At 43.4% G+C, this 25,787-nt stretch carries 26 protein-coding genes; 13 read left to right on the forward strand and 13 right to left on the reverse strand.

What is annotated here, in order from left to right; genetic code table 11:
* Positions 1-116: 116 nt before the first annotated feature.
* The 13 genes from ABJ384_RS14245 to tviB form a co-directional block, all read right to left on the reverse strand.
* Complete coding sequence (locus ABJ384_RS14245) at positions 117-1,964, reverse strand: nucleoside-diphosphate sugar epimerase/dehydratase (protein WP_349928085.1); 1,848 nt, start codon at positions 1,962-1,964, stop codon at positions 117-119.
* A 63-nt stretch (positions 1,965-2,027) separates the two neighbouring features.
* Positions 2,028-3,197: a DegT/DnrJ/EryC1/StrS aminotransferase family protein gene (locus ABJ384_RS14250; protein ID WP_349928087.1), complete on the reverse strand. Its 1,170-nt coding sequence runs from the start codon at positions 3,195-3,197 to the stop codon at positions 2,028-2,030.
* 22 nt (positions 3,198-3,219) lie between these two features.
* Complete coding sequence (locus ABJ384_RS14255) at positions 3,220-3,876, reverse strand: NeuD/PglB/VioB family sugar acetyltransferase (RefSeq protein ID WP_349928089.1); 657 nt, start codon at positions 3,874-3,876, stop codon at positions 3,220-3,222.
* Entirely contained in the window at positions 3,869-4,477 is a 609-nt protein-coding gene (locus tag ABJ384_RS14260; RefSeq protein WP_349928090.1) for a sugar transferase, read from the reverse strand. The genes ABJ384_RS14255 and ABJ384_RS14260 overlap by 8 nt, the downstream gene beginning before the upstream one ends.
* A 21-nt stretch (positions 4,478-4,498) precedes the next feature.
* A complete protein-coding gene (locus tag ABJ384_RS14265; RefSeq protein WP_166169738.1) occupies positions 4,499-5,038 on the reverse strand; it encodes a serine acetyltransferase in 540 nt (179 codons plus the stop codon).
* A 46-nt stretch (positions 5,039-5,084) separates the two neighbouring features.
* A complete protein-coding gene (locus tag ABJ384_RS14270) occupies positions 5,085-6,233 on the reverse strand; it encodes a glycosyltransferase family 4 protein (RefSeq protein WP_300044203.1) in 1,149 nt (382 codons plus the stop codon).
* Positions 6,230-7,330 (reverse strand): glycosyltransferase, encoded by a 1,101-nt coding sequence (locus ABJ384_RS14275; protein ID WP_349928093.1) that lies wholly within the window; start codon positions 7,328-7,330, stop codon positions 6,230-6,232. The genes ABJ384_RS14270 and ABJ384_RS14275 overlap by 4 nt, the downstream gene beginning before the upstream one ends.
* Positions 7,327-8,445 (reverse strand): glycosyltransferase, encoded by a 1,119-nt coding sequence (locus tag ABJ384_RS14280; protein WP_349928095.1) that lies wholly within the window; start codon positions 8,443-8,445, stop codon positions 7,327-7,329. Before ABJ384_RS14280 ends, ABJ384_RS14275 begins: the two co-directional genes overlap by 4 nt.
* A gap of 23 nt (positions 8,446-8,468) precedes the next feature.
* On the reverse strand, positions 8,469-9,017 hold the full coding sequence (locus ABJ384_RS14285) for an acyltransferase (RefSeq protein ID WP_300044198.1): 549 nt from the start codon (positions 9,015-9,017) through the stop codon (positions 8,469-8,471).
* 94 nt (positions 9,018-9,111) lie between these two features.
* Positions 9,112-9,681, reverse strand: a complete 570-nt coding sequence (locus ABJ384_RS14290; protein ID WP_300044196.1) for an acyltransferase — start codon at positions 9,679-9,681, stop codon at positions 9,112-9,114.
* Positions 9,682-9,704: 23 nt separating this feature from the next.
* Positions 9,705-10,877, reverse strand: coding sequence for an oligosaccharide flippase family protein (locus ABJ384_RS14295; protein ID WP_349928097.1), 1,173 nt, complete (start codon positions 10,875-10,877; stop codon positions 9,705-9,707).
* Complete coding sequence (locus ABJ384_RS14300) at positions 10,874-11,899, reverse strand: NAD-dependent epimerase/dehydratase family protein (protein WP_300044192.1); 1,026 nt, start codon at positions 11,897-11,899, stop codon at positions 10,874-10,876. The genes ABJ384_RS14295 and ABJ384_RS14300 overlap by 4 nt, the downstream gene beginning before the upstream one ends.
* A gap of 26 nt (positions 11,900-11,925) precedes the next feature.
* The gene (gene tviB, locus ABJ384_RS14305; RefSeq protein ID WP_349928099.1) at positions 11,926-13,203 is read right to left on the reverse strand and encodes a Vi polysaccharide biosynthesis UDP-N-acetylglucosamine C-6 dehydrogenase TviB; all 1,278 of its coding nucleotides are present in this window, start codon (positions 13,201-13,203) and stop codon (positions 11,926-11,928) included.
* A gap of 416 nt (positions 13,204-13,619) precedes the next feature.
* On the opposite strand from tviB, the gene ABJ384_RS14310 reads away from it, so the two are divergent.
* From ABJ384_RS14310 to ABJ384_RS14370, 13 genes are all read left to right on the forward strand, one after another.
* Positions 13,620-14,699 carry a polysaccharide biosynthesis/export family protein gene (locus ABJ384_RS14310; protein ID WP_349929756.1) on the forward strand — a complete coding sequence of 360 codons (1,080 nt, stop codon included), beginning with the start codon at positions 13,620-13,622 and terminating at the stop codon, positions 14,697-14,699.
* Positions 14,699-15,127, forward strand: coding sequence for a low molecular weight protein-tyrosine-phosphatase (locus tag ABJ384_RS14315; RefSeq protein ID WP_300044189.1), 429 nt, complete (start codon positions 14,699-14,701; stop codon positions 15,125-15,127). The genes ABJ384_RS14310 and ABJ384_RS14315 overlap by 1 nt, the downstream gene beginning before the upstream one ends.
* An 18-nt stretch (positions 15,128-15,145) precedes the next feature.
* Complete coding sequence (locus ABJ384_RS14320; protein WP_349928102.1) at positions 15,146-17,338, forward strand: polysaccharide biosynthesis tyrosine autokinase; 2,193 nt, start codon at positions 15,146-15,148, stop codon at positions 17,336-17,338.
* A 272-nt stretch (positions 17,339-17,610) separates the two neighbouring features.
* Complete coding sequence (locus ABJ384_RS14325; protein WP_349928104.1) at positions 17,611-18,315, forward strand: FKBP-type peptidyl-prolyl cis-trans isomerase; 705 nt, start codon at positions 17,611-17,613, stop codon at positions 18,313-18,315.
* 49 nt (positions 18,316-18,364) lie between these two features.
* Positions 18,365-19,066 carry an FKBP-type peptidyl-prolyl cis-trans isomerase gene (locus ABJ384_RS14330; RefSeq protein WP_349928106.1) on the forward strand — a complete coding sequence of 234 codons (702 nt, stop codon included), beginning with the start codon at positions 18,365-18,367 and terminating at the stop codon, positions 19,064-19,066.
* Between the two features lie 363 nt (positions 19,067-19,429).
* Entirely contained in the window at positions 19,430-20,170 is a 741-nt protein-coding gene (locus ABJ384_RS14335; protein ID WP_349928107.1) for a dienelactone hydrolase family protein, read from the forward strand.
* 69 nt (positions 20,171-20,239) lie between these two features.
* Positions 20,240-20,602 carry an HIT family protein gene (locus ABJ384_RS14340; protein ID WP_349928109.1) on the forward strand — a complete coding sequence of 121 codons (363 nt, stop codon included), beginning with the start codon at positions 20,240-20,242 and terminating at the stop codon, positions 20,600-20,602.
* A 162-nt stretch (positions 20,603-20,764) separates the two neighbouring features.
* Positions 20,765-22,060: an RNA-guided endonuclease TnpB family protein gene (locus ABJ384_RS14345; RefSeq protein WP_086196758.1), complete on the forward strand. Its 1,296-nt coding sequence runs from the start codon at positions 20,765-20,767 to the stop codon at positions 22,058-22,060.
* A gap of 90 nt (positions 22,061-22,150) precedes the next feature.
* Positions 22,151-23,185: an A/G-specific adenine glycosylase gene (mutY, locus tag ABJ384_RS14350; protein WP_349928111.1), complete on the forward strand. Its 1,035-nt coding sequence runs from the start codon at positions 22,151-22,153 to the stop codon at positions 23,183-23,185.
* Between the two features lie 61 nt (positions 23,186-23,246).
* Positions 23,247-23,789, forward strand: coding sequence for a M23 family metallopeptidase (locus ABJ384_RS14355; protein WP_349928113.1), 543 nt, complete (start codon positions 23,247-23,249; stop codon positions 23,787-23,789).
* 16 nt (positions 23,790-23,805) lie between these two features.
* Complete coding sequence (locus ABJ384_RS14360) at positions 23,806-24,051, forward strand: hypothetical protein (protein WP_086196761.1); 246 nt, start codon at positions 23,806-23,808, stop codon at positions 24,049-24,051.
* 21 nt (positions 24,052-24,072) lie between these two features.
* On the forward strand, positions 24,073-24,645 hold the full coding sequence (locus ABJ384_RS14365) for a DNA-3-methyladenine glycosylase I (protein ID WP_349928115.1): 573 nt from the start codon (positions 24,073-24,075) through the stop codon (positions 24,643-24,645).
* A gap of 31 nt (positions 24,646-24,676) precedes the next feature.
* On the forward strand, positions 24,677-25,699 hold the full coding sequence (locus ABJ384_RS14370; protein WP_180042689.1) for an NAD(P)-dependent alcohol dehydrogenase: 1,023 nt from the start codon (positions 24,677-24,679) through the stop codon (positions 25,697-25,699).
* Positions 25,700-25,787: the final 88 nt, after the last annotated feature.

A 25,787-nucleotide genomic window follows, 5' to 3' on the forward strand; every position in this document is an offset into this window, starting at 1 on the left:
TATTAATGGGTATTTTAAATAAAAGATTTTGTTTACTTTTTTATCACGACTTTATTTATGGGACTACTGGACTAAAAAATATAATGATGCCCCCACTAAAATAACCGCATTCATACTTAACGATTAAAACCAACTACATATTTATTTAATAATGTATATAATGTTTTTGTTTCAGCATTTTCTATACTGAGCATATTCAATTGATCAAAAACATTTAAAATCTCTTGCAATGAATAATATTTTTCATAAGACTTTAATATTCGAGAATGCTGTGTATTTTCAACATCTTCCTGATCAATCAACAATTCCTCATACAGTTTTTCCCCAGGACGCAGTCCGGTAAACTGAATCTCGATATCCCCTATGCCATTTTCATCAATCGGGCGGAAACCACTTAAACGAATCATTTGCTTGGCTAAATCGACAATTTTTACCGGCTCTCCCATATCCAGCAAAAATACGTCACCGCCCGTCCCCATGGCTCCTGCCTGAATTACCAACTGTGCAGCCTCAGGAATGGTCATAAAGTAGCGTGTCACTTCCGGATGAGTTACTGTGACTGGTCCACCTTGGGCAATCTGCTTTTTAAACAAGGGAACCACGGAACCTGAAGAACCCAATACATTACCAAAACGCACAATACTGATCTGGGTTTTGGGCTGGGTTGATGCCAACCCCTGACAGTACAGTTCTGCCATCCGTTTAGATGCCCCCATGACATTGGTCGGGCGCACGGCTTTATCGGTGGAGATTAAAACAAAAGTTTCCACACCCTGATTCACCGCCGCATCAACACTACGCGCAGTACCAATCGAGGTGTTATAGATGCCTTCAAACGGATTGGCTTCCACCAATGGCACATGTTTGTAGGCTGCGGCATGATAAACTGTTTGTACCTGATACTCTGCAATAATGCGTTCCAGTTTTTGTTGATTTGTAACAGAACCCAGAACAGGAACAACCAGGATACTGGAATTTTGCAGCTCACGGTCAATCGAATACAGCGCAAACTCAGACATTTCAAACAGCACAAGAAGCTTGGGCTGATGTTTGACAATTTGACGACACAGTTCCGAGCCAATCGAGCCCCCTGCCCCGGTGACCATCACCACTTTATTTTTAATGTTTTTTTCTAAAAGCTCAGGCTTTGGCGGTACAGGATCACGACCCAACAAGTCAATAATATCCACTTCACGGATATCGGAAACCTGTACTTGCCCCCCAACTAGTTGGGTCACGCCCGGCAATTCCATGATTTTGACATCAGCCAGCTCAAAAGATTCGATGATCTCTTTTTTACGCGCCCGGCTGACCGAAGGCATGGCCAACAAGATTTCTTCAATATGAAATTTACCTAACTTACCCAAGGCTTTTTTCGGCGCATAAATTTTTAAACCGCTAAGGGACTGACCGTGCAGCGATGCTTTATCATCAATAAAACAAATCGGCAGATAATCATCAGATCGGTGCAAAGCGGCAGCAATCTGTTGGCCTGCAAGCCCTGCGCCATAAATGGCCACCCGCTTACGGTTCTGTTTTTTAGCAAAAGTACGCAGTGTTGCATAACGAATGACTGCACGGCTCCACCACATATAAGAGAACAGCACAAAGCCGTACATGAGTGGAATACTCATGGGAATAAAAGCCAGATTGAGTTTTTTTATCGCATACAAACCTACAATCTGGATAAAGGTCGCAATGGATAAACGCAGTAAATAATCTTCGTTAAATGAACGAACAATCGCGCTATAAATACCCAATAGGGTAAAAATCACAACACCAAAAACGCCCACATAGACATACCAGAAATCCAGCCCCTGCATGACTGCAACATTGGGTGTTGCTAAACGAATGGCATACACCAGCCACATGATCACAGGAAAAACACAGATATCCATCGCCACTAACACGATTTGTTTTTGGCGACGCGGCAAAGATGCTAAATATCGGATGATGTCTTTCACAAAGGGCTCTAAATCGGTCAAAGTCAGAAAACTGAATGGCGCATATTATACGCCCATTCCGCTTTAAATATCTGCCATCACCGTCTGAATAGCAGTTATGGTTTTTTGCATGCTCTGTTCAGACAAAGTAGGGTGTACCAGGAACATCAGGCTGGTTTCACCCAATTGCTGGGCATTGTGCAAACGCTGTTCAGGACGCCACGGTGTGTCATCAAAGGCTTTTTCTAAATACACTTCTGAACATGAACCGCTAAAACACGGCACACCCAAGGCATTGATTTCCGCCATGATGCGGTCCCGCGACCAGCCTTCAGGTAAAGCAGCCGTATTGACTTGCACATAACATTTATAAGCCGCATGCACATAGTCACTTGAAGGTTGAGCAACGGTGAAATAAGGACTATCGGCAAAGGCATTTTGAATTTTATGCATATTTTCAAGACGTTTTGCTGTCCACTCCGGCATCTGTTTCAGCTGGAGTCGTCCAATCACCGCCTGCATTTCCATCATGCGCCAGTTGGTACCGAAGGAATCGTGCAGCCAGCGGAATCCCGGTGGATGCTGCTTGTTATAGACGCTGTCAAAGTTTTTGCCGTGGTCTTTATAGGACCACATTTTTTTCCAAAGTGCTTCATCGTTGGTGGTGACCATGCCGCCTTCACCGCCCGTGGTCATGATCTTGTCCTGACAGAATGACCATGCGCCAATATGCCCAATTGAACCAGCTGATTTACCTTTGTACATCGCGCCATGTGCCTGAGCACAGTCTTCAATCACATAGAGACCTTTTTCCTCGGCCAATTCCATGATCGGGTTCATATCACACATCCAGCCGGCCAGATGCACACAGATAATGGCTTTGGTTTTTGGTGTCAATACTGCTTCAATGGTACGACGTGAAATGTTTTGTGAATCGAGTTCGACATCTGCAAAAACCGGATTGGCCCCCGCGGTCACAATCGAACTTGCAGATGCCAAAAAGGTACGTGAGGTGACAATCACATCATCACCCTGACCAATGCCCAAGGCTTTTAAAGCCAGATCCAGTGCCACAGTGCCGTTCGCAACAGCGACTGCATAATCCGTCCCGGCAAATTGTGCAAATTCCTTTTCAAATTCACGACATTCCTGACCGGTCCAGTAATTCACTTTATTGGATAAAAGAACTTTTGAAACCGCATCTGCCTCTGCTTGCGTGAAACTTGGCCACGGCTCAAATGCACTGTTTAACATGGAATTTTCCTAGCTTTAAATTCTATCTGGATTCGACTATACGCGCCGGATTGCCCACCACGGTAACGCCAGCTGGTACACTTTTGGTCACTACGGCGCCCATACCGACAATCGCACCTCGACCTATAACCAAAGGTTGACCGGGGCTGCCCTGCTTGATCATGGCACCTGCACCAATATAGGCATGGTCTTGAATATGAATATTGCCGTTGCATTTTACCCCTGGCGCAAAGGTAACGAAATCCCCAATCACGCAATCATGCTCGACATAGCTGTATAAATTGGCGTGGAAACATTTTCCAATTTTAATATTCGAGGTAATAGTCACAAATGGACTCAGGGCTGCACCAGCTGCAATCTGGGCATCATCCATCAGCACTACATTATCTGCCATAACCGACCAGAGCTGAATATTATCCGCTTCCAGGCGATTGGCGATTTTTTCACGCACCTGGCTATTGGCAATTGCAATCAGCACCTGTTTTTGTGCAGCGGGTTCAGCCAGAAAGCTGGCATAGTTCATGGCACGATGAGCATTGACCGTGGTGATGGCAGTCTGTGCATCATCAATAAAGACAATTTCAGATGGGTCCTGTTCACGGGCCAGTTGCTGCCGCGCCACCGGCATCAGGCTACGCCCACAGCCTGAAGCCCCATATATGGCATAGAGTTTAGTCATTTTTCTGTTCCGGTGTGCCGGTAAATTTTGTCATGGTTGCCTCGCCTTCGGCACTGATGTCATCCTTGGCCAGCACTTTTTTTACGGTTTTTAGCATAATTTTAAAGTCCAGCCACAGCGACTGATTTTCCACATACCAGGTATCCAGCTTGAATTTTTCTTCCCAGCTGATGGCATTACGCCCATTCACCTGTGCATGTCCGGTCATGCCGGGACGTACGTTATGGCGTTTGGCCTGCTGGCTATTGTATAAAGGCAGATATTCCATCAATAGTGGCCGTGGTCCAACTATACTCATCTCGCCTTTAATCACATTCCACAGTTCCGGCATTTCGTCCAGACTGGTGGCACGCAGCATTTGACCAAATGGGGTGAGACGCTCACTGTCAGGTAATGGATTTCCATTTTCATCCACCGCATCTTTCATACTACGAAACTTGATCATTTCAAAGGGTTTGCCATGCAGTCCCGGACGCACCTGACGGAACAGCACCGGTGAGCCTAAATTTTTACGGACCTTATAGGCCACAAAAAAATAAACTGGAGACAGCAGCAGCAAGGCCGTCGAGGCAATCACGACATCCAGAACACGCTTTAACATTCATTTCACTCATTTTATATATTAAAGATCAGTCCAACGTCTATTCACTAATCCACCCGGATTGTTCATATGCAATACTTTTGCATAATTGCCCGCAGCGGTGGCACCTTCTGGAATATCTTTGGTGACGACACTGCCCGCCCCAATCGTTGCATTGGAGCCAATTTTAACCTGGTTCACAATACAGACCTGAGGGCCAATATAAACATTATCGCCGATTTCGGCAGCCTGATGCCCGCCATTCGCACCAATGGTGGTAAATTGCGATAAATTTACATTATTGCCAATGACGGTTGAAGGATTGACTACCAATGGCCCGCCATGACCGATATACAAACCATAGCCAATCTTTGTGGTGATGTGAATATCAATGCCGTATTGCTTTTTCTTATAATAATAAATCGGATAGGCAAATTTTGCCCACATGGATTTTGCGCTGGCGAGTCGCAGCCAGACTGAAAAGTTAAAACCACGATTAAACAAATAGTTTTTTAAAAAGAGTTTAAAGCTGATCTTTCCGGTATAGCGATACAAGTCACTTTTAATGTATTTCACGATCATAAGACCATCTCTGAATTATTTATCCTGTCCAGCCAATTCATCTCGATCATGGCTGAGAAATGATCTGCATTTCTGTCAGCATATGTCGGTTCACTTGATGCACATCATATTTATTAAGTGCCATTTCCCGTGAACGTTGTCCCATATAGCTAATCAGCTTAGGATCTTCAATAAAGTACTGCATCGCCTGCACCAGATCATCGACCGATTTCACCCCGACCAAATAGCCATTTACGCCATTACTCACCGTTTCACGGCAGCCCGGAGCATCGGTGGTAATAATGGCACGACCCATCGCCATGGCCTCCAATACGGTACGTGGTGTTCCTTCCCGGTAAGAAGGCAATACATAGACTGAACTTGCCGCAATGACCGGACGTACATCACTCAGTTTACCCCAATACTTCACGGTTTTTTCCTGTATCCAGGTATCTAGCTCAGCTTGCGAAATCGCAGAAGGATTGTCATCAATCCAGCCGACCAGATGAAATTCCGTTTCAGGATATTGGGCTTTGATGATACGTGCCGCTTCGGCATATTCGCGTATGCCTTTATCTCCCAGTAAACGGGCAATCAGCAGGAATGAGGCTTTCACTTGTCCATCTTCATTTAGCGGTAAAGGCATGAGCTCAAAATCCTGTACATTCACCCCTGAACCATTGACCACTACAGTTGGCTTGTTTGCAGACAATAGTTGCATGTCCTGAAAGAGTTTTAAATCATCCGGATTCTGGAAAAACACTTTATCGGCATGTTTCAGTGCCTGGGCATATAAGCCATGTACCAGTTTCTGGAACAGGCTGCGTTTGCCCGATTCTATATTTTGAAAGGCATAACCCAGCCCGGTAATCAAGGCAAAACGCTGTGGTACCCGCGCCAGCCATGCCGCCAGTGTCCCGTAAATCACCGGTTTAATGGTATAGCTCAGCACCATATCCGGCTGAATTTTGCGGATCATCCGATACAGGATTTGCAGCAGCTTAAGATCGGCCAGCGGATTGGTGCCTGCGCGCTGCATGGGAATTGCATGAATCTGATATCCCAACTGTTGCAACTGCTTTAATTCATCGGGAAAATCCGTCAGGTCCGGTGCGAACACATGAATTTCATAACCTTGCGCATGAATCGCCTCTAACAGTTTGCCCCTAAAGTTCAAGGCTGAAGGTAGATAGCTACAAATCATCAAAAACTTCATGCACCTTGTCTCCACATGTCCAGATACTGCTGACTCACGCTTTCAATACTAAAATGTTGTTCCACCCGGGCACGCGTGGCTTGTTTCAACTGTAATTTTTCCGCCTGGCTAGAATGGACATAATCCAAAATAGCATCAGCCAGCGCCTCAGGATCACGTGGTGGCACAATGGCACCCAGCTCATCGACAATATATTTGGCATCGCCGACATCCGTACTGATACAAGGCAGACCACATGCCATGGCTTCGACCAGAACATTGGGAAAGCCTTCGGTAATCGAGGTCATCAAGAAAGCATCCACCGACTGATAAAATGCCGGCATATCAGAAACCTGATCGAGCAGATGGACTTTATTTTTATCCAGTTGATATTGCTCAAATAAAGATTTTACTTCGGGATTCTCTAAGTTTGCCCCACTGCCGGCAATTTTAAAAATAATCGGCTGATCTTTCAGTTTTGCCAGAGTCGCAAACAAATACGGATAGCCTTTTGCAGTGTGATAACGCCCAGCAAAACCAATCACGCAGGGTTCATGCAATTCAGAGTTGGGCTGGAATTTATCTAAAAATACGCCATTGGCAATCACCTGAGCATTGTTATTTTTCAGGCCAAAGCGTTGATGCTGTTGTAAAGATGAATGCGCGCAATAAATCACGCCTTTGGGCTGGGTAGCCAGAACCTTACTCATCAGCAATGCGACTTTGGTACTCAGCGACTCTTCTTTGGGAGAGGCCAGCGAATGATGAATGCCCCAAAAGATCTCAGGTTTTGGGCTGAAACCGATGCAACTTAAACTGGTCAATACATTGGCATGGTACATCCAGCATTGCACCGTTTTTGGCGCGATGGACTTGAGCAGATGTCGCAGTTTAGCTATCGTCCCGAGCGTATTCAGCCCATTCCAGCCCAATGCATAATGGCTTTGGCAACGCGCTAAAGTTTCGGCATAAACCTCTGAAGTTTTTATCAGCGCGATAATCACATGATTATACTGATCCTGGGTCTGCTGAATCAGGCGTGCCAGCATCATCTCTGCGCCACCGACTCCGGCAAAGTTGGTAATCACATGCACCATAGTTGGTTTCTGCTGATTCATGTGGAAGACTCCATCAGCTGCAGATAACGCTGTTGGACGGTATATTTATGGAATTGCAGACAATGTGCAACCAGTTCAGTGTCATCATAAGTGACATATGCACCGAAAATCGCCTGTTGCATCGCCGCAGTCATACCCGCCTGATCATTACATTCCACCAGTAAGCCAAACTTGGCATTAGCCAAAATTTCCTTTGGACCGCTCGGGCAATTGGTGCTCACCACTTTAATTTTCGAGGCCAAAGCCTGAATCAGCACCCCAGGCAAACCTTCCCAGTTGGAACTTAACACAAACAATTCTGCATATTTAAAATAAGCATAGGGATTGGGATCAAAACCAGGCAGATCGACCACTTCACTTAGACCCAGTTCTTGAATAAGAGATTCAAACTCGGCTCGTAATTCACCTTCACCCAGAATAATCAACCGGGTTTCCGGGTGTTGTTGATATAAGGCATAAAATGAACGAATCAGAAAACCAAAATTTTTGGCTTCGGTTAAACGCCCCACTGCCAGAATGACTTTATGTGCAGGCTGAAAGAAACGATGCTCAACTGGCACTTGCAGTTTTTCAACATAGCTATCGTCAATCACCGGGTTATAAATAGTGACTAAATTATCTTTGCTATAAGCATAATATTCACGAAAATCTTCCATTACACCCTGGGATACGCACACCACCTGACTGGCAGAGGGATAGGTCATTTTAACCAGTGTTTTTAGCAACCACTTTGCTATGCCCTGTAATTTCAGATTTTTCGAAGGCGTGGAAACCTCGCGTAAAATCAACCGGACCTGACTTTTGGCTAAACGTCTAGCCAGAGCAGCAATAATATTGCTATGGGTTTGGGTCGCCACCAGCACATCATAATCCACCGCCTGCAACAGTTTTTTTAGTGGGAAAATGGCATTGGCAACACGGCCACAGCTTAAATCAATCAATTGAATCTGCGGATCAACTTCGGGCAGGAGTTTGCCTTTTACCCCGCTGATGTCACAGACCACTACATCCACTTTTCGCCCCTGTTGAACCAGGTTATTGGCCAACTGAATCACGGTACGTTCTGCCCCACCACCCCCTAAGGTCGGCAAAAAAAACATGATTTTATTGAGCATAACAGTACCTAAACTGGGAGAAATTAATGAGTATTTTTGGAGGCTTGCATATCCATCGCACGTTGTACACGTTGCTGATAATCACTGATGCCGGCAAGTTCAGAATCGCTGGCACAGCTGGCTTGAATCTTGGCAGCATAGTCCGCAAAACTTGAAACTACCTTAGCTGGCACACCAATCGCCACACTGTTATCCGGGATGTCTTTGGTTACCACCGAACCAGCACCAATGATGACATTGGAACCAATCTTCACCCCCGGCATAACAATCGTATTGACCCCGATAAATACATGCGAACCGACCTCAATCGGAGCAAAGCGTTGATAACGTTTGCCGTGCTGATCTTTGACTAGGCAGGTACTGCCATCATGGGTAATAAATTTTACCCCTGAAGTCACCGTAACATCATCGCCAAGGCTGACCAGAAATGGCTCTGAACCCCAACTGCGAATATAAATACGGCAATTTCCCCCGACCCTCACCCCTTTACGGCGTGCATAAGCCACGCTGCCCTTCGCAAAAAAATAAGCGAGATCAAACAGCTGTCGAAAAGCAGAAACCATAAATGCCATAAGCATGACCTGAGTAAAAGGATCTAAATCGGAAAGAAGAAAAATCAGTGCAATATTTTACGCTGAAAATGATGTAAACGATATGGATGAGTCATCACACCGATTTGATTTTTTTAACAGGAATCCCGACATAGACACCGGACTCAGGCAAAGGTTTGGAGACCAAACTACAGGCACCAATGACGCTATCATTTGGAATCACGACACCATCCAGAACCGTCACCCGGGCACCGAGCCAGATATTTTCACCTAGGCTGACCCCCTGCTTGGTAATAGCATCTTTCACTAAGAGATCAGGTTCACCAAATTTATGGTTACTGGCAATAATGATACTTTGCGTGCCAATACGGGTATTGTCGCCTATGCTGACCCCACCACAACCATTGATAAATGACTTGGAATTAATGCTGACATCCTGACCAATTTCAACCTTACCGCCAAAACATTTGATATAGCAACTTTCACCAATAAAGCTGTTGTCGGCAATAGTAAGCGTTGCGCCCTGTTCCACAATCAGGCTGACCTGATCGCCAATATAGACGTTTTTTCCAATACGCACCTGTCCGGCAATTTCGAGCGTGGTGCCTTTACCAAAATATTTAAACCGGGTACCAAAAGCCTGATTATAAAGAACCTTGCGGCATTGTGCAGCGAACCAATTCATGAGTTTTAAAACTTTAAAAAACATCACTTTTTGCTACTCCACACAGAAAATAAAATGGCAAAGTTATAAAAAATCAGGGCCACCGGTACAGCAAGCAGCATATAAATTTTATCTTCTACCAGTACATAGAGGCCGAAAAATAAAACGAATTTAATCAATAATTCAATGACCTGCAATCTAAACAGGATATGACTATTGCGCTGTGCAATCAGGAAGGCCGAACTGGGCGGATTACAGAAAATTGCCCAATAGCCCAAGGCCAAAATCTGAAAATAGGTGGAAATACCCACCCAGTCTTTGCCAAACACCCATAAATACAGGGATTCTGGCAGCACAAAGAATGCAGCAAATAAGGGCAAAGACAGCAGGCTGAGCAGCACACTGCTTTTCAGTGCTTCCTGGCTATTTTCCAGATGTTTAAATTTGCGGATAAAGAACTGACGAATGGTTTGCGACATTAAATTGATCGGCATGCGCAAGGTCCGCTCTACAATGGCATAAAAGCCCATCGCCTGAACACCGACAAAATGTGACACTACATAATAAGGCAAGTTATGCGAAAAGCTGTTCAGCAAGGCATGTGGAGTATTGGAATAAATAAAATCTTTATAGTGCTTAAACGCCTGCCAACTGACCTGATAGAGCTGATTTCTTACAATATAAATCAATATAAACAGTAGCATCAACACCGAACTGACACTGTAACTGTTGACTAGGCTGATGCTCATCAAGAAGGGCAAGCCCAGCTGCACCAGCACCACAATCAGGCTACGCAAAATATTCAGTCCGGCACAGAAATATTCGGCATGCGCGGCAAATTTATAGTTATAGATAGTTTGAATCAGTGTATTGGCCAGCACGCCGCTACAGATTGCTGCCACCATAGCAGCATCAAAAATAAAACTTAAGATGATGGCACTGACCGCGACAATACCGGCAGAGAACATCGTCCCTTCAAAAATCAGGCTTTTATTGTCCTGCTCTTCCGCGACCAGTAAGGCTTGGTCGAGACGCAAATTGGCAATGGTCGACAGAACGCTCACCACAGCCAGAGCAATACCATACTCACCAAAATCCTGAACCGAATACAGGCGCGTTAAAAAAGGAAGTGCGATAAATGTAATTATCGCACCTACTAATAAACTCGACGTGATTAAGCCAATCGATTGATATTTGGCGAAAATACGCGCAATCATGTCAGATTTTTAACGTACCAGCGCATGGCCAGCTGAATACCGGCATTAATTCGAAACTCAGGTGCATAACCCAAGGCTTGTTCAATTTTGGCAATGCTGGCTTGTGAATGACGTACATCTCCGGCACGGAAGTCACGGTACACCGCATCTTTGCTGTAATTTACGCCATTTTCCGCAAGTGCTGCCTGAATTGCACGATACAAATCATTTAACGTGGTACGGTCACCGACTGCGACATTATAAACCTGATTTTTGGCTGCATCATCTTGCGTGGTCGCCGCCAAGATATTGGCCTGTACAATGTTATCGATAAAGCAGAAATCACGACTGGTTTCACCATCGCCATTGATAAACACATCATCACCGGCAATCATGGCAGCCGTCCATTTCGGAATCACCGCCGCATAGGCCCCGTTCGGATCCTGGCGCTGGCCAAATACATTAAAGTAGCGTAAGCCAATCGCTTTAAAGCCATAAGTTTTGGCAAACACATCAGCATAGAGCTCATTGACATACTTGGTCACGGCATAAGGTGACAAAGGCTTGCCAATGTTTTCTTCAACTTTCGGCAATGCCGGATGGTCACCATAGGTTGAGCTGCTGGCTGCATAGGTAAAGCTGGAAACTTTGGCATCACGTGCAGCAGTCAGCATGTTCAGGAAACCGCTGATATTGGTTTCATTGGTGGTGATCGGGTCAGCAATTGAACGTGGTACTGAACCTAAAGCAGCTTCATGCAGCACATAATCCACACTGGTACAGGCTTTTTGACAATCTTCCAGCTTGCGAATATCGCCTTCATAAAAGGTAAATCTCGCCCACTGTTCTGTAGATACCGCCTGTTGCACCGCATCAAGATTATATTGATGACCTGTCGCAAAGTTATCCAGACCAACAACAGTCTGATCAAGTTTTAGGAGCGTTTCTAGTAGATTAGAGCCAATAAAACCGGCAACCCCCGTGACCAGCCACGTTTTCGGTGCCTGCTTTAACTGTTCACAAACCAGCTGATATTGACTCATGACGATACTTCCTAACACTTTTTAAATTACAAACGAAGATCAGATTCAGACTGTGCAAGTACATATTTCAAGTCATATAAAACATATTCTGCTTTGCCCAAGGCACGAATTTTCTCTACGCCCATCGCTTTAAACTGCTCATGTGCAACCGCCAAAATGATGGCGTCATAACTGTTGTCTGTTAAAGATTGAACAGGACGAATCCCATATTCATGATCTGCTTCTTCGGTATTCACCCATGGATCATAAACATCCACATTCACGTGATATTCTTTCAGTTCATTGACGATGTCGATAATTCGGGTGTTACGGATATCCGGACAGTTTTCTTTAAAACTTAAGCCTAAAATCAGCACTTTGGCATCTTCCACCTGAATGCGTTTTTTCAGCATACCTTTGACCAGCTGAGTCACCACATAGGCACCCATGCCATCATTCAAGCGGCGTCCGGCTAAAATAATTTCAGGATGATAACCAATCGCTTGTGCTTTATGGGTTAAATAGTATGGATCAACTCCGATACAATGACCACCGACCAGACCTGGGCGGAACGGCAGGAAATTCCACTTCGTTCCTGCAGCTTGTAGAACTGCTTCAGTATCAATACCCATCTTATTGAAGATCAAGGCAAGCTCATTAATCAGTGCAATATTGACATCACGTTGGGTATTTTCAATCACCTTTGCCGCTTCGGCAACTTTAATGCTGGACGCTTTATGGGTTCCCGCCTGAATAATCAGGTTATAGACCTGATCGACAAAATCAGCGACTTCTGGAGTAGACCCTGAAGTGATTTTGAGAATATTGGTCACGCGATGCAATTTATCACCCGGATTAATACGCTCTGGGCTATAACCGGCAAAGAAATCCTGATTGAATTTCAAGCCTGAAACTTTTTCCAGTTCAGGAATGCAGACTTCTTCAGTGGCTCCCGGATAAACTGTTGACTCATAAACCACAATATCGCCTTTTTTCAGCACCTTACCAATACTTTGCGAGGCTTTGACCAATGGCGTCAGATCCGGCTGTTTATATTGATCAATAGGCGTCGGCACCGTCACAATAAAGAAGTTGCAGTCTGTTAAATCTTCTAAGTTTGCACTATAGGCTAATTGATGGGCTTGTTTTAATTCTTCAGGCGAAACCTCTAAGGTATGGTCTTGACCATTTTTTAATTCATCAATACGCTTTTGATGAATATCAAAACCAACAACAGGGACCTGTTTTCCAAACTCTACAGCTAAGGGTAAACCGACATAACCTAGCCCAATAATTGCTATTTTCAGTTCAGAGAGTTGTAACATATAGAAGCCTATGCGATCGATGAATTCTTGATCATCGTGACGTTGTAAATAGCATTATAATATAACAGAAATTGCAGTAATTTTAATTGTAAAATCTTGTCTTTATGGGAGACATCATTCAAACAGGCAATTTATGTGAATCTTAAAATGAGAGCTTATAAACGCCAAAAACATCACACAATAAATAAATTTAATTTTCTTGCTATTTCTTATTTAAGGATAACCCAGTAGTATTTCCACGGCTATAGCCAAGATCTTACGATTCAACAACATCTTAAACTAGGTAACAAAACATTAATGGTATAAAATATTATTGTTCCAATTTTATTTATTGGACAAGCTATGCCTACCTATATATTAATTTCAAATTATTTTTATAAACAGGATTTAGAGTGAGTTACTACCGTTACAGCGTTATGTTTGCACTGAGTTTAGGAATGACTGGTTGTGCAATCACTTCTGGTTTACAAACTTATGATTTACCTAGTGAAGGGGTTTATCAAACGGATTTGGGCACTCAAGTCAATGTAATCAAACTTACCCAAGACTCTTTATTTGCCGTGCAGCCAGCTGAAATTAATATTCGTCAGGATTATGCCCATTTATTTCATACTTCCCATAAAAATTATAAATTGAGTCCCGGAGATATTCTTTCTATTTATCTTTGGGCCTATCCTGAAATTACTCCGCCTACCAATACAATTAATAACGAACAGGCAGTTCAGGCCAACGGCTATCAAATTGACCAAAATGGCTATATCCAGTTTCCCATGATTGGACGTTATAAAGCTGCAGGGAAATCGTTAACTCAAGTCAACCAAGAGTTGCGTAGCCAACTTTCTCGTTATTTAAAAACACCGGATGTGATTGCCCGGGTATTGTCCTATCAAGGCCAGCGCTTTTCTGTACAAGGCAATGTGATGAAAGGTGGACAATTTGCGCTCAGCGATCAACCAGTCAGTGTGTATACCGCTTTGGGCATGGCAGGTGGAGTGAATTCCCAGCAAGGCGATAACACCTCAATTACCCTAGTCAGACAGGGCCATAGCTATCAGCTCAATAGTATTGAACTGGAAAAAGCCGGACTGTCCTTACATAACTTGCTGATCCAACCCAATGATACTTTATATGTCAATTCACGTGAAAACCAAAAAATTTATGTGATGGGTGAATCGGGTAAAAACCAATCCCTGCCAATGCGTGATCAGGGTATGAGTTTAAGTGATGTTTTAGGTGAAAGTTTAGGTTTAAATCCGTTGTCTGCGAGTCGAAGTAAAATTTATGTCGTTCGTAGCAATGCTGTGGATACCTCTACAGAAGTTTATCAACTGGATTTAACCAGTATTGCCGATTTTGGTTTAGCCAATAAATTTAAAATGCGCAGCAATGATATTGTCTATGTCGATGCTTCCGGTCTAGCGCGTTGGCAACGTGTCGTGAACCAAATTATTCCATTCTCGAATGCACTTTATAATTTGGATCGCTTGGGGCAATAATGCAAATTCAGAATATCCTTGTGGTTTGTGTAGGCAATATCTGTCGTAGTCCGATGGCCGAATATTTCTTAAAACAGCAATATCCGCAACTGCATATTGATTCTGCAGGTATTTCCGGTTTAGTTGGACATGCGGCAGATCCTAAAGCTACCCTTTGTATGCAGCGTTTAGGTATTGATATGAGTCCTCATATTGCCAAAAAGCTAAATGCCAATCTGATTAAAAAGGCCGATCTGATTTTAGTCATGAGTCAAAACCAGCAAAAGCATTTAGAACAAACCTGGCCTTTTGCCAAAGGAAAAACTTTCCGCTTAGGGCATTGGCAAGGCAAAAACGTTCCTGACCCCTTCCAGCATGAGCAATTGGTCTTTGATGAAACCTGTCAGTTAATACAGGACTGTATTAACGACTGGACACAACATATTTAACTTTTTGATAGCCAAATTATGAGCCAAAATACTAATACTGAAGACACCATTGATTTAAAAGAACTGTTCTTTTCACTAATTGCCCAATGGAAACTTATCGCACTCTGCATCATTTTAAGTCTGGTTTCTGCACTGCTGTATTTAAAAACAACGCCGGATACCTATTCAGTGGATGCACTGGTACAAGTAGAGGAGAGTAAGGGAACCTCTGCTGCTTTATTGGGTGATTTATCCAATATGATTGAGCAGAAGCAACCGGCTCAAGCTGAAATAGAACTGCTCAAATCCCGTTTGGTACTGGGTTCTGTTATTAAAAACTTAAACCTCGATTTAAAAATTTCAGGCACAGAAAACAGTTTTTTTGATCGTTTATTACACCCCCATGATTATCAAACCCAATATCAAAACAAATCTGTTTTATTTAAGGATGATGCTCAGTCCTTTGAGGTTCGCAAGTTTGAAGTTCCAGCTGATTATTTAGACAAAAATTTGTCGCTTAATTTTAATGGCAATAAATTCACTCTGACAGATGCAGCAACCAAGCAAGTGGTTATTAGTGGCCCAATCAACCAGGAGAGCCAACACAGCTCAGCATCCGGAACCTGGAAAGTCGCCATTTACACTCAAGACCAGCTAAAAGACAGCTATAATATTCAAAAAATGTCTTTACCCGCAGCAATGGGTTCAATCACAAATAACTATTCTGTGGCCGAAAAAGGCAAACTGACCGGCATCTTGGGCCTAAATTATCAAGGTCAAGACAAAGAACATATTACCAAAGTCCTTAACTCAATTCTGGTTGCCTATAGCCACCAAAATATTGAACGCCGCTCCGCTGAAACTGCACAAACGCTTAAATTTCTTGAAGAGCAGTTACCAGAATTAAAACAGCAGCTTGATGTAGCTGAACGCGAATTCAACAAATTCCGCCAACAGTATAATACTGTTGATGTGACTAAAGAATCCGAACTGTATTTAACCCAGAGTATTCAGCTTGAAACCTCCAAAGCTGAACTGGAGCAGAAACTGGCGGAAGCTTCTGCAAAATACACCAATGAACATCCAGTGATGCAACAAATGAATGCTCAACTGGGTGCAATCAATAAGAAAATTGCCGAGCTGAATGGCACATTAAAACAGTTACCAGACTTGCAACGCCGCTATTTGCAGCTTTACCGTGAGGTTGAAGTCAAACAGCAGCTTTATACAGCCCTGCTTAACTCGTACCAGCAATTACGTATTGCCAAAGCCGGTGAAATTGGCAATGTCCGGGTTGTAGATACAGCTGTATTGCCAATTGAACCAATTAAACCAAAGAAACTGCAAATTTTAATTTTGGCCATATTCCTGGGTGGTTTCCTAGGAACCTTACTGGCTTTATTACGCAATATGATGCGCTCAGGGATTAAAGATGCAGATCAAATTGAAAATGAACTGGATTTACCGGTCTATGCCACTGTTCCGCGTTCACCGATTCAAGAAAGTCGGATTAAGCTTCTGAAAAAGAAAAAGCATATTCCTATTTTAGCCATTAAAAATAGCGATGATATTGCCATCGAAAGCTTACGCAGTATGCGTACCGCCATTCATTTTGCCTTAAGCAACGCCAAAAACAATATCATCATGATTTCCGGTCCTTCTCCTGAAGTGGGTAAATCGTTTATTTCTGCAAACTTAGCAACAATCTTGGCGCAAAGTAATAAGCGGGTATTAATTATTGATGGTGATATGCGTCGTGGTTATTTACATAAGTATTTCAACCATGACAACCAGTCCGGTTTGGCTGAATACTTAAATGGTCAACAAGCCCTCGAAAGTATTGTTAAATCCACTGACGTTCCCCATCTGGATGTAATTACCCGTGGGAAAAGTCCGGTGAATCCTTCAGAGCTTTTAAGTTCGGCAAAATTCTCGGAACTTCTAGAGCAAATTTCACCCCATTATGATCATGTTATTATCGATACCCCACCTGTACTGGCAGTAACAGATGGTATTATCATTTCACAATATTCAGGTGTGAATTTAGTCATCGCACGATATGCAAAATCACAGATGAAAGAACTGGAATTAACGGTCAATCGTTTTGAACAAGTCAATGTTAAGGTCAATGGCTTTATTCTGAATGATATTCAACGTGGCTCAGGCGCTTATGGCTATGGCTATGGCTATAACTATACTTATGGTTATAAAGCCTCAAAAGACAATGATTAATCTTTTTCATTGATATCATTTAAAGCGTTGTAGGCTAAAAGCCAGTGGAAAAATCACTGGCTTTTGCTTTTGAGGCTTATTTTTATGGAAATAAAAAACAGATATTTTATTGTATGAGAAATGTTTTATATATTCAGACTGTTATAGAATAGTTGGGTTGATAAGAATATATTGGATTTCTGTACACCACGATTCGCTCGAAACGTGCTGCATAGAAAAGTCTGCTAAAATTAATGCAACTTTTTTAATATAAAATGATTTTGGGAAAACCTATGAGTAAAGCCTTACCCATCGCTGTCGCTGTTGTTTTAGGCGGTGCTGCACTTGTACCTGTTTATTATGCAACTCAAAACCCGGCTATCGTGACGTCAAAAGCATCAAAAAATGCCTCTGCTGTTGAAAAAATCAGTTATGCACTCGGTTATGAGGTCGCACATCAAACCCCGCCTGAATTAGACATTAACAGTTTTGTTACAGGTGTACGTGAAGGGCATGCTCGTAATAAACCGGCTTATACAGAACAAGAACTTCAACAAGCCTATCAGCAGTTCCAGAAAGAAATGCAACAGAAACAGCTGGATCAAGCCAAAACAGCTCAATCAACCAGTGACACTTTCCTGGCTGAAAATGCGAAAAAACCAGGTGTGAAAACCACGGCTTCAGGCTTACAGTACAAAATCACCAAAGAAGGTACAGGTAAACAGCCAACTGCAACTTCTGTCGTTACCGTACATTACAAAGGCCAGCTGGTCGATGGCAAGGTATTTGACAGCTCGATTGAACGTGGTCAACCGATTGAATTCCCGCTCAATCAGGTCATTCCAGGCTGGACTGAAGGCCTGCAACTGATGAAAGAAGGCGGTAAAGCCACCCTTTATATTCCTTCACAATTGGGCTACGGCGAACAAGGTGTTCCGGGCACGATTCCTGCCAATAGCACCCTGATTTTTGATGTCGAACTGATTAAAGTAAAATAATAATTTTAAGGAGAGCTTTTGCTCTCCTTATTTATCTTGAGATAAGAAAATGAAAACATCTATAACACTACTTTGTTTATGCATGTGCACAACGGCAAGTTTTGCAAAAACGGTGACCAATAGCAGCAGTTTAAAGGAACAGGTTGGTTACAGCTTCGGTTACTTAATGGGCCGTAGCAATCCTGAATCGTTTAAGGATCTAGACCTAGAGGCTTTTATCCTGGGTTTAAAGACAGCCACGCAAGGCGCTAAATCTGCCCTGACGGATGAAGAAATGGCCCGAGTTCTGAGTCAGCATAAAAAGCTAAGTGAAGCAAAACAGCTGATTGAATTAAAACAAAAAGCAGAAGCCAATGCTAAAATTGGGGCGGATTTTTTAGCAGCCAATGCTAAAAAACAAGGTGTTCAAAGCACCAAATCAGGTTTGCAGTATCAGATTTTTAAACAGGGCAACGGAAAATCGCCAAAGCCCAATTCCGTAGTTAAAGTCAATTATGAAGGTCGGCTCATTGATGGAACTGTGTTTGACAGCTCGATTGCCCGAAACCAGCCAGCGGAATTTCAGGTCAGCCAAGTGATTCAAGGCTGGACGGAAGGCTTACAGTTGATGAAAGAAGGGGCCAAATATCGCTTTTTCATTCCGGCACAACTTGGCTACGGTCAAATTGGCTCCGGCGATGTGATTGAACCGAATAGTACCTTGATTTTTGATGTCGAACTGCTTGAGGTATTGCCTAAAGCCAGCAAATAATTGGTCGGTTCCTGTTTCATGTTAAAATAGCGAGTGGGTCAATCTGAAACTCCCCCAGCAGTTATGACTGCTCGCCATTTTTAGCATGGATGAGATACTCTAGCCCATGTTGCGCGTCACTCTGGAAGAGGTCATTATTCTGAAATCCTGCCGATCTATTTTCTCTTTTTTCAATACCTGGAAATAAGATTAATCCCATATTTATTCAAGACTTAGATACATATTCTGCTGAATTAAAAGCATGTTTCAATTTATGCATCTTAGTATGTCGTCAAAGTTGAACAATCTTGTACAATCATTAAAGAAAATTCATTTCTATATTTTTAATTCAGACATTTTTTATTTATTACAAGGATTGAATCCATGGCTCTCGGCATTAAAACTCGCGAAATTCAGTACACTGCACCAGATGGAACACATTTGATCGGATACTTTGCCGCACCTGAATCGGAAAAACCGCTCCCTGGCATTATTGTGGCACCAGAATGGTGGGGACGAAATGATTACACCGAACAACGTGCACGTGAGCTTGCCGAACATGGCTACGCCGCCCTTGCCATTGATATGTACGGGGATAAAAAAGTCACTACAGCAGTGCCTCAAGCCAGTGAATGGATGATGCAAACCTTTGAAGATCCTGAAACAATTGTGACTCGTGCGTCTGCAGGTTTAGCCACATTAGCTGCGCAAGAAGAAGTAAATGCAGATAAACTGGCAGCTATAGGCTTCTGCTATGGTGGCAAGGTGGTTCTGGATCTGGCGCGCTCTGGTGCTGATTTAGAGGCTGTTGTGACCTTCCATGGTAACTTGACGCCCAAAGTCCCTGCACAGCCTGGACAGGTGAAAGCTGAAATTCTGGTGCTCCACGGAGAACTGGACAGTATGGTCAGTCTGGACGATGTCGCACGCTTTAAAGAAGAGATGCATGCTGCTCAAGTCGAGCATGAAGTGATTATCTTTGAAGATGCTAAACATGGCTTTAGCAACCCGCTGGCAGACGAACGTGCCAAAGCCAATGGTATTGATCTGGGCTATAACGCAGCAGCCGAACAGCAAGGCTTATCTGCCATGTATGAATTATTTAAAAGCCGACTTGGTGAATAACAATGAAGGTAAAGATAATTTGGCTATTTTTACCCATCCAGTGATGGATCATTTAGAGAGGATATAACAATGACGATAAATAATTGTGCATATTGCAATTTTGATGAATATGACATCATTGATAAAAATGATTTCGGAGTCATTTTACCCGAACCAAATGCTTTATCCAAAGGTCACTCTGTCATTGTTCCCCTGCGCCATGTCAGTTCCTTTTTTGATATCACGGACAAAGAACGCAAAAGCCTGATGTCTCTGTTGGAGCTTGCCCGTAATGAATTGAAGCTACGTTACCATCCTACAGGTTTTCATATTGGCTTTAATGATGGTGCGGTGTTTGGCCAGGTTGATGAACATTTGCATATTCATATTATTCCACGCTATGAAGGCCAAACCTTGAAACTTGACGAGCGCTGGGGCATGACCAGCAAATAAAATGGATCAAACTTTATCTGAATCGAGCGTAAGCCCCCCACCGACAGTCAGGTGGGGGATATAAGCGAGTGGCGAAAGCCAATTTAAAATTAATTTCAGTTGGTTTTTTAACAATTTTGGGTATAATTCGACCATATTAATTCTTTTTAAACAATGGTTTAAATGAAGATTTTACAACAATATAAATTCAGGCTATTGCCGAATGAAGAACAGGAAATATTGCTTAATCAAGCAATAGGTTCTGCTCGTTTTGTGTGGAATAAAATTCTAGCTGAATCATTTGAGTTGTTTTCTAAAGAAGAATACATACGTTACGAAGTGTTAGAAAAACACTTACTACCATTAAAGAAAAACCCTGATTTTGCTTTTCTCGGTGATACTTTCTCAGCTTCACTTCAACAAAAAATCCGTGATCTTGCTAAGGCATGGGCTAAATTCTTTGATCCCAAAGAACATACTCAACTAAAACAAAAAAAGCGTAAACCTAAAAAACCTAAATTCTTTAAACTGGCTGATGGTTCTGAAATCCAATTACGCCCATTGATGCCACGATTTAAGAAAAAATCGAGTGGTGATCAATCATTCAGAATCCCCTTTCAGGGTTGTAAGATCGACAACAACAGAGTTTCACTACCTAAGAAAATCGGATGGATTAAGTTTAAAAAATCTCAAGAAATTCTAGGGACAATCACAAGCATTACCATCAAGAAGCTATGTGGTCACTGGTATATTTCATTCTGTACCAACCGCACGGTTGAAAAGCCAGTTCACCCATCCAAAACCGCAATCGGCGTGGATTTAGGTATCAAGAAGCTGATAACAACCTCTGAGGGTGAAGTGATTTCACCTAAAAACAGCTTTAAACAAAATCAGATTAAAATTGCCAAGCTACAAAGAAAACTGGCCAAGAAAGTGAAATTCAGTGAGAACTGGAAAAAGTTGAATCACAAGATTCAAAAGTTACATCACCATATTGCCAATATTCGGCATGACTACTTGCACAAAGTCACCACAACGTTCAGCAAAAACCACGCAATGATTGTAGTTGAGGACTTGGAAGTAGCCAATATGTCGAGGTCAGCAAGTGGCACACAAGAGCAGAAAGGCAAAAACGTGAAAGCCAAGTCAGGCTTGAACAAGGCCATTCTAGATCAAGGATGGTCGATGCTTGTTAATATGCTTGAGTATAAACAACAATGGAGCGGTGGATTGCTTGTTAAGGTAAACGCACAGTACACCAGTCAAACCTGTTCTCAGTGTGGTCATGTAGCGAAAGAAAACCGACAGACCCAAGAGAAATTTGAGTGTGTCGAATGCGGTTTTGTTGCGAATGCAGACTTTAATGCTGCATGTAACATTTTAGCGGTGGGACACACCGTTTTGTCTGTGGAGGGAGGATGTGGTAAAGGTCGCCCTGCGATACAGAAAACAAGCGAAATCCGTAAGGAAGTCGCCTAGGAGCTTATGCTTTTAGAATCCTCCACTTGAGCTATGCGAAAGTGGTGGGAGTATGTCAAACTATTCATCTATTCTCACGCTACGGTTCACATGTCACAGTTTTCTTTTGCCGATGCCCTGCTTTCATGGTTTGACGTTCATGGCCGCCATGATTTGCCTTGGCAAGTCGCGGACGATCCCTACAAGGTCTGGGTCTCAGAAATCATGTTGCAGCAAACCCAAGTTAAAACTGTGCTGCAATATTTTGAACGTTTCATCGAACGCTTTCCGACGGTAGCAGATTTGGGACAGGCCAGTTGGGATGATGTAGCCCCTTATTGGGCGGGTCTGGGTTATTATGCCCGCGCTCGAAATTTGCATAAAGCTGCGGGAATGGTAGCTCGTCAAGGTCATTTTCCAACTACATTAGAACAATGGATTGAGCTTCCCGGAATTGGCCCATCCACTGCCGGGGCACTGATGTCCCTCGGTTTGCGTCAGTACGGTGTGATTATGGATGGCAATGTCAAACGGGTATTGGCACGTTTCTTTGCCATTGAAGATGACCTGTCCAAACCTGTGCATGAACGTGCCATGTGGCAACTGGCAGAACAGTTGTGTCCTATTGAACGCAATCATGACTATACTCAGGCGATTATGGATCTCGGGGCAACCATCTGTACGCCGAAAAAACCCTTGTGTTTATATTGCCCGATGCAGCAGCATTGTAAAGCCCATCAACAGGGACTGGAAACTGAGCTGCCGTTTAAAAAAGCCAAAAAGCCTGTTCCGGTAAAATCAGCGCAAGTTTTGCTGATTCAGTCTCAACAGCAATGGTTATGGCAACAACGCCCGAATAGCGGGCTATGGGGCGGTTTATGGTGCTTGCCGATTCTCGAAGATGCTGCCGAATTTGAACGACTGTGCCAATCTTTAGGTTTAAAAAAAGTGATTCAACGTGGGCAAATCACGCATAGTTTTACTCATTTTACCTGGCAACTGGAAGCCTTGTGTTTTGACGTCGATACTGACCAGCAAGAACATCTGGCCATTGAACTGAATGGCACCTGGTTAACACCACAAAAGGCAACCGCCATGGGTCTGCCTACTGCAATGAAAAAATTGATCTCTGCAGTAAATTTATGAGATAGTCAGGTACTGTAGTTCAAATAATTTCATATACATTAGAATGAAAAAAGGATGAACAGTGCTACGTTTTATTTCAGCCTTATTCTTGGGTTTTAGCATTTTGTGGATTGCGGCATGTACCTCGACACCGCAAAAACCGTCCTCTACCCCGCTTCCCCCGGCTCAGGTGCAAAAGCTGAAAAGTATGCAGCTGAAATCATCATTGCCTATACCAGTCAAAAATATCCAAGCCAGACAATTAAAAGATACTTGGGGAGCTTCGCGTAGTCATGGTCGTACTCATGAAGGCATTGATATCATGGCTCCACGTGGAACAAAAGTGTTGAGTGCCACAGAAGGACTCATTGCCGACTTACGCAATAACAATTTGGGTGGTAAAGTGGTTTGGATTCTGGGTCCTGGTGGAAGCTGGCATTACTATGCCCATCTTGATGATCATAAACGCGGCTTAAATGTCGGTGATTATGTCAAAAAAGGTGATCTGATTGGTTATGTCGGCAATACCGGCAATGCCCGTCATACGGCACCGCATTTACACTACGGTATTTACCTCGAAGGTAAGGGTCGTGGCGTGGTGAATCCCTATCCTTATTTACGTTAATTTTTAGGAACTATTCATGTCAGAAGCGTTGATCAATCGTTTGGTCGAATTTGCTGAATCAGGCAATCAACAGAAAATTGTGTTGGCGGGACAAACCCACCAGGGCTGGGTGATGGAAATTACCGAAGAAGCGCTTTTGATCAGCACCGGTTTTGCAGAAAAAACGGGTAAAGATATGTGGATTCAATTCACCGATTTACCGCAAGCCGAACTGTATTACTGGGATAACCAGCAAGATCAATGGACTGAATTCAAGCTTTAAACCTGGTCAGGAGCATCAAAAATGTCGATTCAACGCTGTGCTTGGTGCTCGAATGATCCACTGTATATGACTTACCATGATCATGAGTGGGGCAAAGCCAGTCATGATGAGGCGCATTTATTTGAAATGCTGTGCCTGGAAGGACAGCAGGCCGGTCTGTCCTGGATTACCGTACTGAAAAAACGTGACTGCTATCGGCAATATTTCTTTCAATACCCAATTGCCAAGATCGCCCAGTTCAGTGATGCAGAACTGGAAAATAAACTCCAAGATGCCGGCTTGATCCGGCACATCGGCAAGCTCAAGGCCATCCGTGACAATGCCATGGCCTGGCAGCAGTTAACACAAGAATTAAAACCACAACAAATGAATGTCAGCGACTGGTTATGGAGCTTTGTTGAACATCAGATCCTACACAATGATGTGCCGGATTATCGTCAGGCACCGGCCCAAACCGACATCAGCCTTGCACTATCCAAAGCCTTAAAAAAGAAAGGCTTTAAATTTGTTGGACCCACTACCTGCTATGCTTTTATGCAGGCTGTGGGTATGGTCGAAGACCATGAAAACCATTGCACTTTTAAATCAACTTAACACGTGACTATAACCATAAAAGGATTCTGCCATGAGTGACAATATCATCCATGCCTATGCAGCGATGCAGGCAGGTGCAGCACTTGAACCCTATCAGTTTGATGCAGGAGAACTACAGCCCCATCAAGTTGAAGTTAAAGTTGAATACTGCGGTTTATGCCATTCCGATATTTCAGTGATTAATAATGACTGGAAATCTTCGGTTTATCCTGTGGTGGCCGGGCATGAAATTATTGGCACTATTACCCAGCTGGGTTCAGAAGCCAAAGGTCTGAAAGTGGGACAACGCGTAGGCATCGGCTGGACTGCTGAAAGCTGCCAGCATTGTGATCCTTGTGTATCAGGTCAGCAAGTCCTATGTAGCGGTGAGAAAAAAGCGACCATTGTGGGTCATGCTGGTGGATTTGCCGATAAAGTCCGTGCCGGCTGGCAATGGGTGATTCCCCTGCCCGAAGATCTGGATCCGGAAAGTGCCGGTCCGTTACTTTGTGGTGGGATTACCGTGTTTGATCCGATTTTAAAACACCAGATTCAGGCCATTCATCATGTGGGTGTGATTGGTATTGGTGGCCTGGGTCATATGGCAATCAAACTGCTGAAAGCCTGGGGCTGTGAAATTACCGCATTCACGTCTAACTTAGATAAGACCGAAGAACTGAAAGCCATGGGTGCAGACCATGTGGTGAATAGCCGTGATACAGTCGCATTAAAAGCTCAACGCGGCAAGTTTGATTTATTGCTAAGCACCGTCAATGTCACTCTGGACTGGGCTGCCTATTTAACCACTCTGGCTCCAAACGGTACGGTACATATGCTGGGTCTGGTACTTGAACCGATGCAGATCTCTGCCGGCATGCTGATTGGCGGTGCAAAATCGATTACCGGTTCACCTACCGGCTCGCCTGCTGCACTGCGTCAGTTACTGAAATTTGCTGCGCGGAAAAATATTGCCCCGCAAATTGAAGTTTTTCCAATGTCACAACTGAATGAAGCGATTGAACGTCTACATTCGGGTCAGGCCCGTTACCGGATTGTGTTAAAAGCTGATTTCTAATTTTTATTTGATTCGGCTGAATTCAAATTTCATCAGATACGATGAGGAAAAAATTCCGCATAATGCGGAATTTTTTTCGTTTTGTTCA

The sequence above is a fragment of the Acinetobacter sp. A1-4-2 genome (assembly GCF_040233925.1).
Lineage (GTDB): Bacteria > Pseudomonadota > Gammaproteobacteria > Pseudomonadales > Moraxellaceae > Acinetobacter.

Excerpts from the sequence above, each read along its gene's own strand:
- ABJ384_RS14330 (WP_349928106.1), top strand. The coding sequence starts at position 18,365 with ATGAAAACATCTATAACACTACTTTGTTTATGCATGTGCACAACGGCA.
- ABJ384_RS14310 (WP_349929756.1), top strand. The coding sequence starts at position 13,620 with ATGTTTGCACTGAGTTTAGGAATGACTGGTTGTGCAATCACTTCTGGT.
- ABJ384_RS14315 (WP_300044189.1), top strand. The coding sequence starts at position 14,699 with ATGCAAATTCAGAATATCCTTGTGGTTTGTGTAGGCAATATCTGTCGT.
- ABJ384_RS14365 (WP_349928115.1), top strand. The coding sequence starts at position 24,073 with ATGTCGATTCAACGCTGTGCTTGGTGCTCGAATGATCCACTGTATATG.
- ABJ384_RS14285 (WP_300044198.1), bottom strand. The coding sequence starts at position 9,017 with ATGGCATTTATGGTTTCTGCTTTTCGACAGCTGTTTGATCTCGCTTAT.
- ABJ384_RS14370 (WP_180042689.1), top strand. The coding sequence starts at position 24,677 with ATGAGTGACAATATCATCCATGCCTATGCAGCGATGCAGGCAGGTGCA.
- ABJ384_RS14300 (WP_300044192.1), bottom strand. The coding sequence starts at position 11,899 with ATGAGTCAATATCAGCTGGTTTGTGAACAGTTAAAGCAGGCACCGAAA.
- ABJ384_RS14255 (WP_349928089.1), bottom strand. The coding sequence starts at position 3,876 with ATGACTAAACTCTATGCCATATATGGGGCTTCAGGCTGTGGGCGTAGC.
- ABJ384_RS14280 (WP_349928095.1), bottom strand. The coding sequence starts at position 8,445 with ATGCTCAATAAAATCATGTTTTTTTTGCCGACCTTAGGGGGTGGTGGG.
- tviB (WP_349928099.1), bottom strand. The coding sequence starts at position 13,203 with ATGTTACAACTCTCTGAACTGAAAATAGCAATTATTGGGCTAGGTTAT.
- ABJ384_RS14325 (WP_349928104.1), top strand. The coding sequence starts at position 17,611 with ATGAGTAAAGCCTTACCCATCGCTGTCGCTGTTGTTTTAGGCGGTGCT.
- mutY (WP_349928111.1), top strand. The coding sequence starts at position 22,151 with ATGTCACAGTTTTCTTTTGCCGATGCCCTGCTTTCATGGTTTGACGTT.
- ABJ384_RS14270 (WP_300044203.1), bottom strand. The coding sequence starts at position 6,233 with ATGAAGTTTTTGATGATTTGTAGCTATCTACCTTCAGCCTTGAACTTT.
- ABJ384_RS14260 (WP_349928090.1), bottom strand. The coding sequence starts at position 4,477 with ATGTTAAAGCGTGTTCTGGATGTCGTGATTGCCTCGACGGCCTTGCTG.
- ABJ384_RS14290 (WP_300044196.1), bottom strand. The coding sequence starts at position 9,681 with ATGAATTGGTTCGCTGCACAATGCCGCAAGGTTCTTTATAATCAGGCT.
- ABJ384_RS14320 (WP_349928102.1), top strand. The coding sequence starts at position 15,146 with ATGAGCCAAAATACTAATACTGAAGACACCATTGATTTAAAAGAACTG.
- ABJ384_RS14335 (WP_349928107.1), top strand. The coding sequence starts at position 19,430 with ATGGCTCTCGGCATTAAAACTCGCGAAATTCAGTACACTGCACCAGAT.
- ABJ384_RS14295 (WP_349928097.1), bottom strand. The coding sequence starts at position 10,877 with ATGATTGCGCGTATTTTCGCCAAATATCAATCGATTGGCTTAATCACG.
- ABJ384_RS14250 (WP_349928087.1), bottom strand. The coding sequence starts at position 3,197 with ATGTTAAACAGTGCATTTGAGCCGTGGCCAAGTTTCACGCAAGCAGAG.
- ABJ384_RS14345 (WP_086196758.1), top strand. The coding sequence starts at position 20,765 with ATGAAGATTTTACAACAATATAAATTCAGGCTATTGCCGAATGAAGAA.
- ABJ384_RS14340 (WP_349928109.1), top strand. The coding sequence starts at position 20,240 with ATGACGATAAATAATTGTGCATATTGCAATTTTGATGAATATGACATC.
- ABJ384_RS14275 (WP_349928093.1), bottom strand. The coding sequence starts at position 7,330 with ATGAATCAGCAGAAACCAACTATGGTGCATGTGATTACCAACTTTGCC.
- ABJ384_RS14360 (WP_086196761.1), top strand. The coding sequence starts at position 23,806 with ATGTCAGAAGCGTTGATCAATCGTTTGGTCGAATTTGCTGAATCAGGC.
- ABJ384_RS14265 (WP_166169738.1), bottom strand. The coding sequence starts at position 5,038 with ATGATCGTGAAATACATTAAAAGTGACTTGTATCGCTATACCGGAAAG.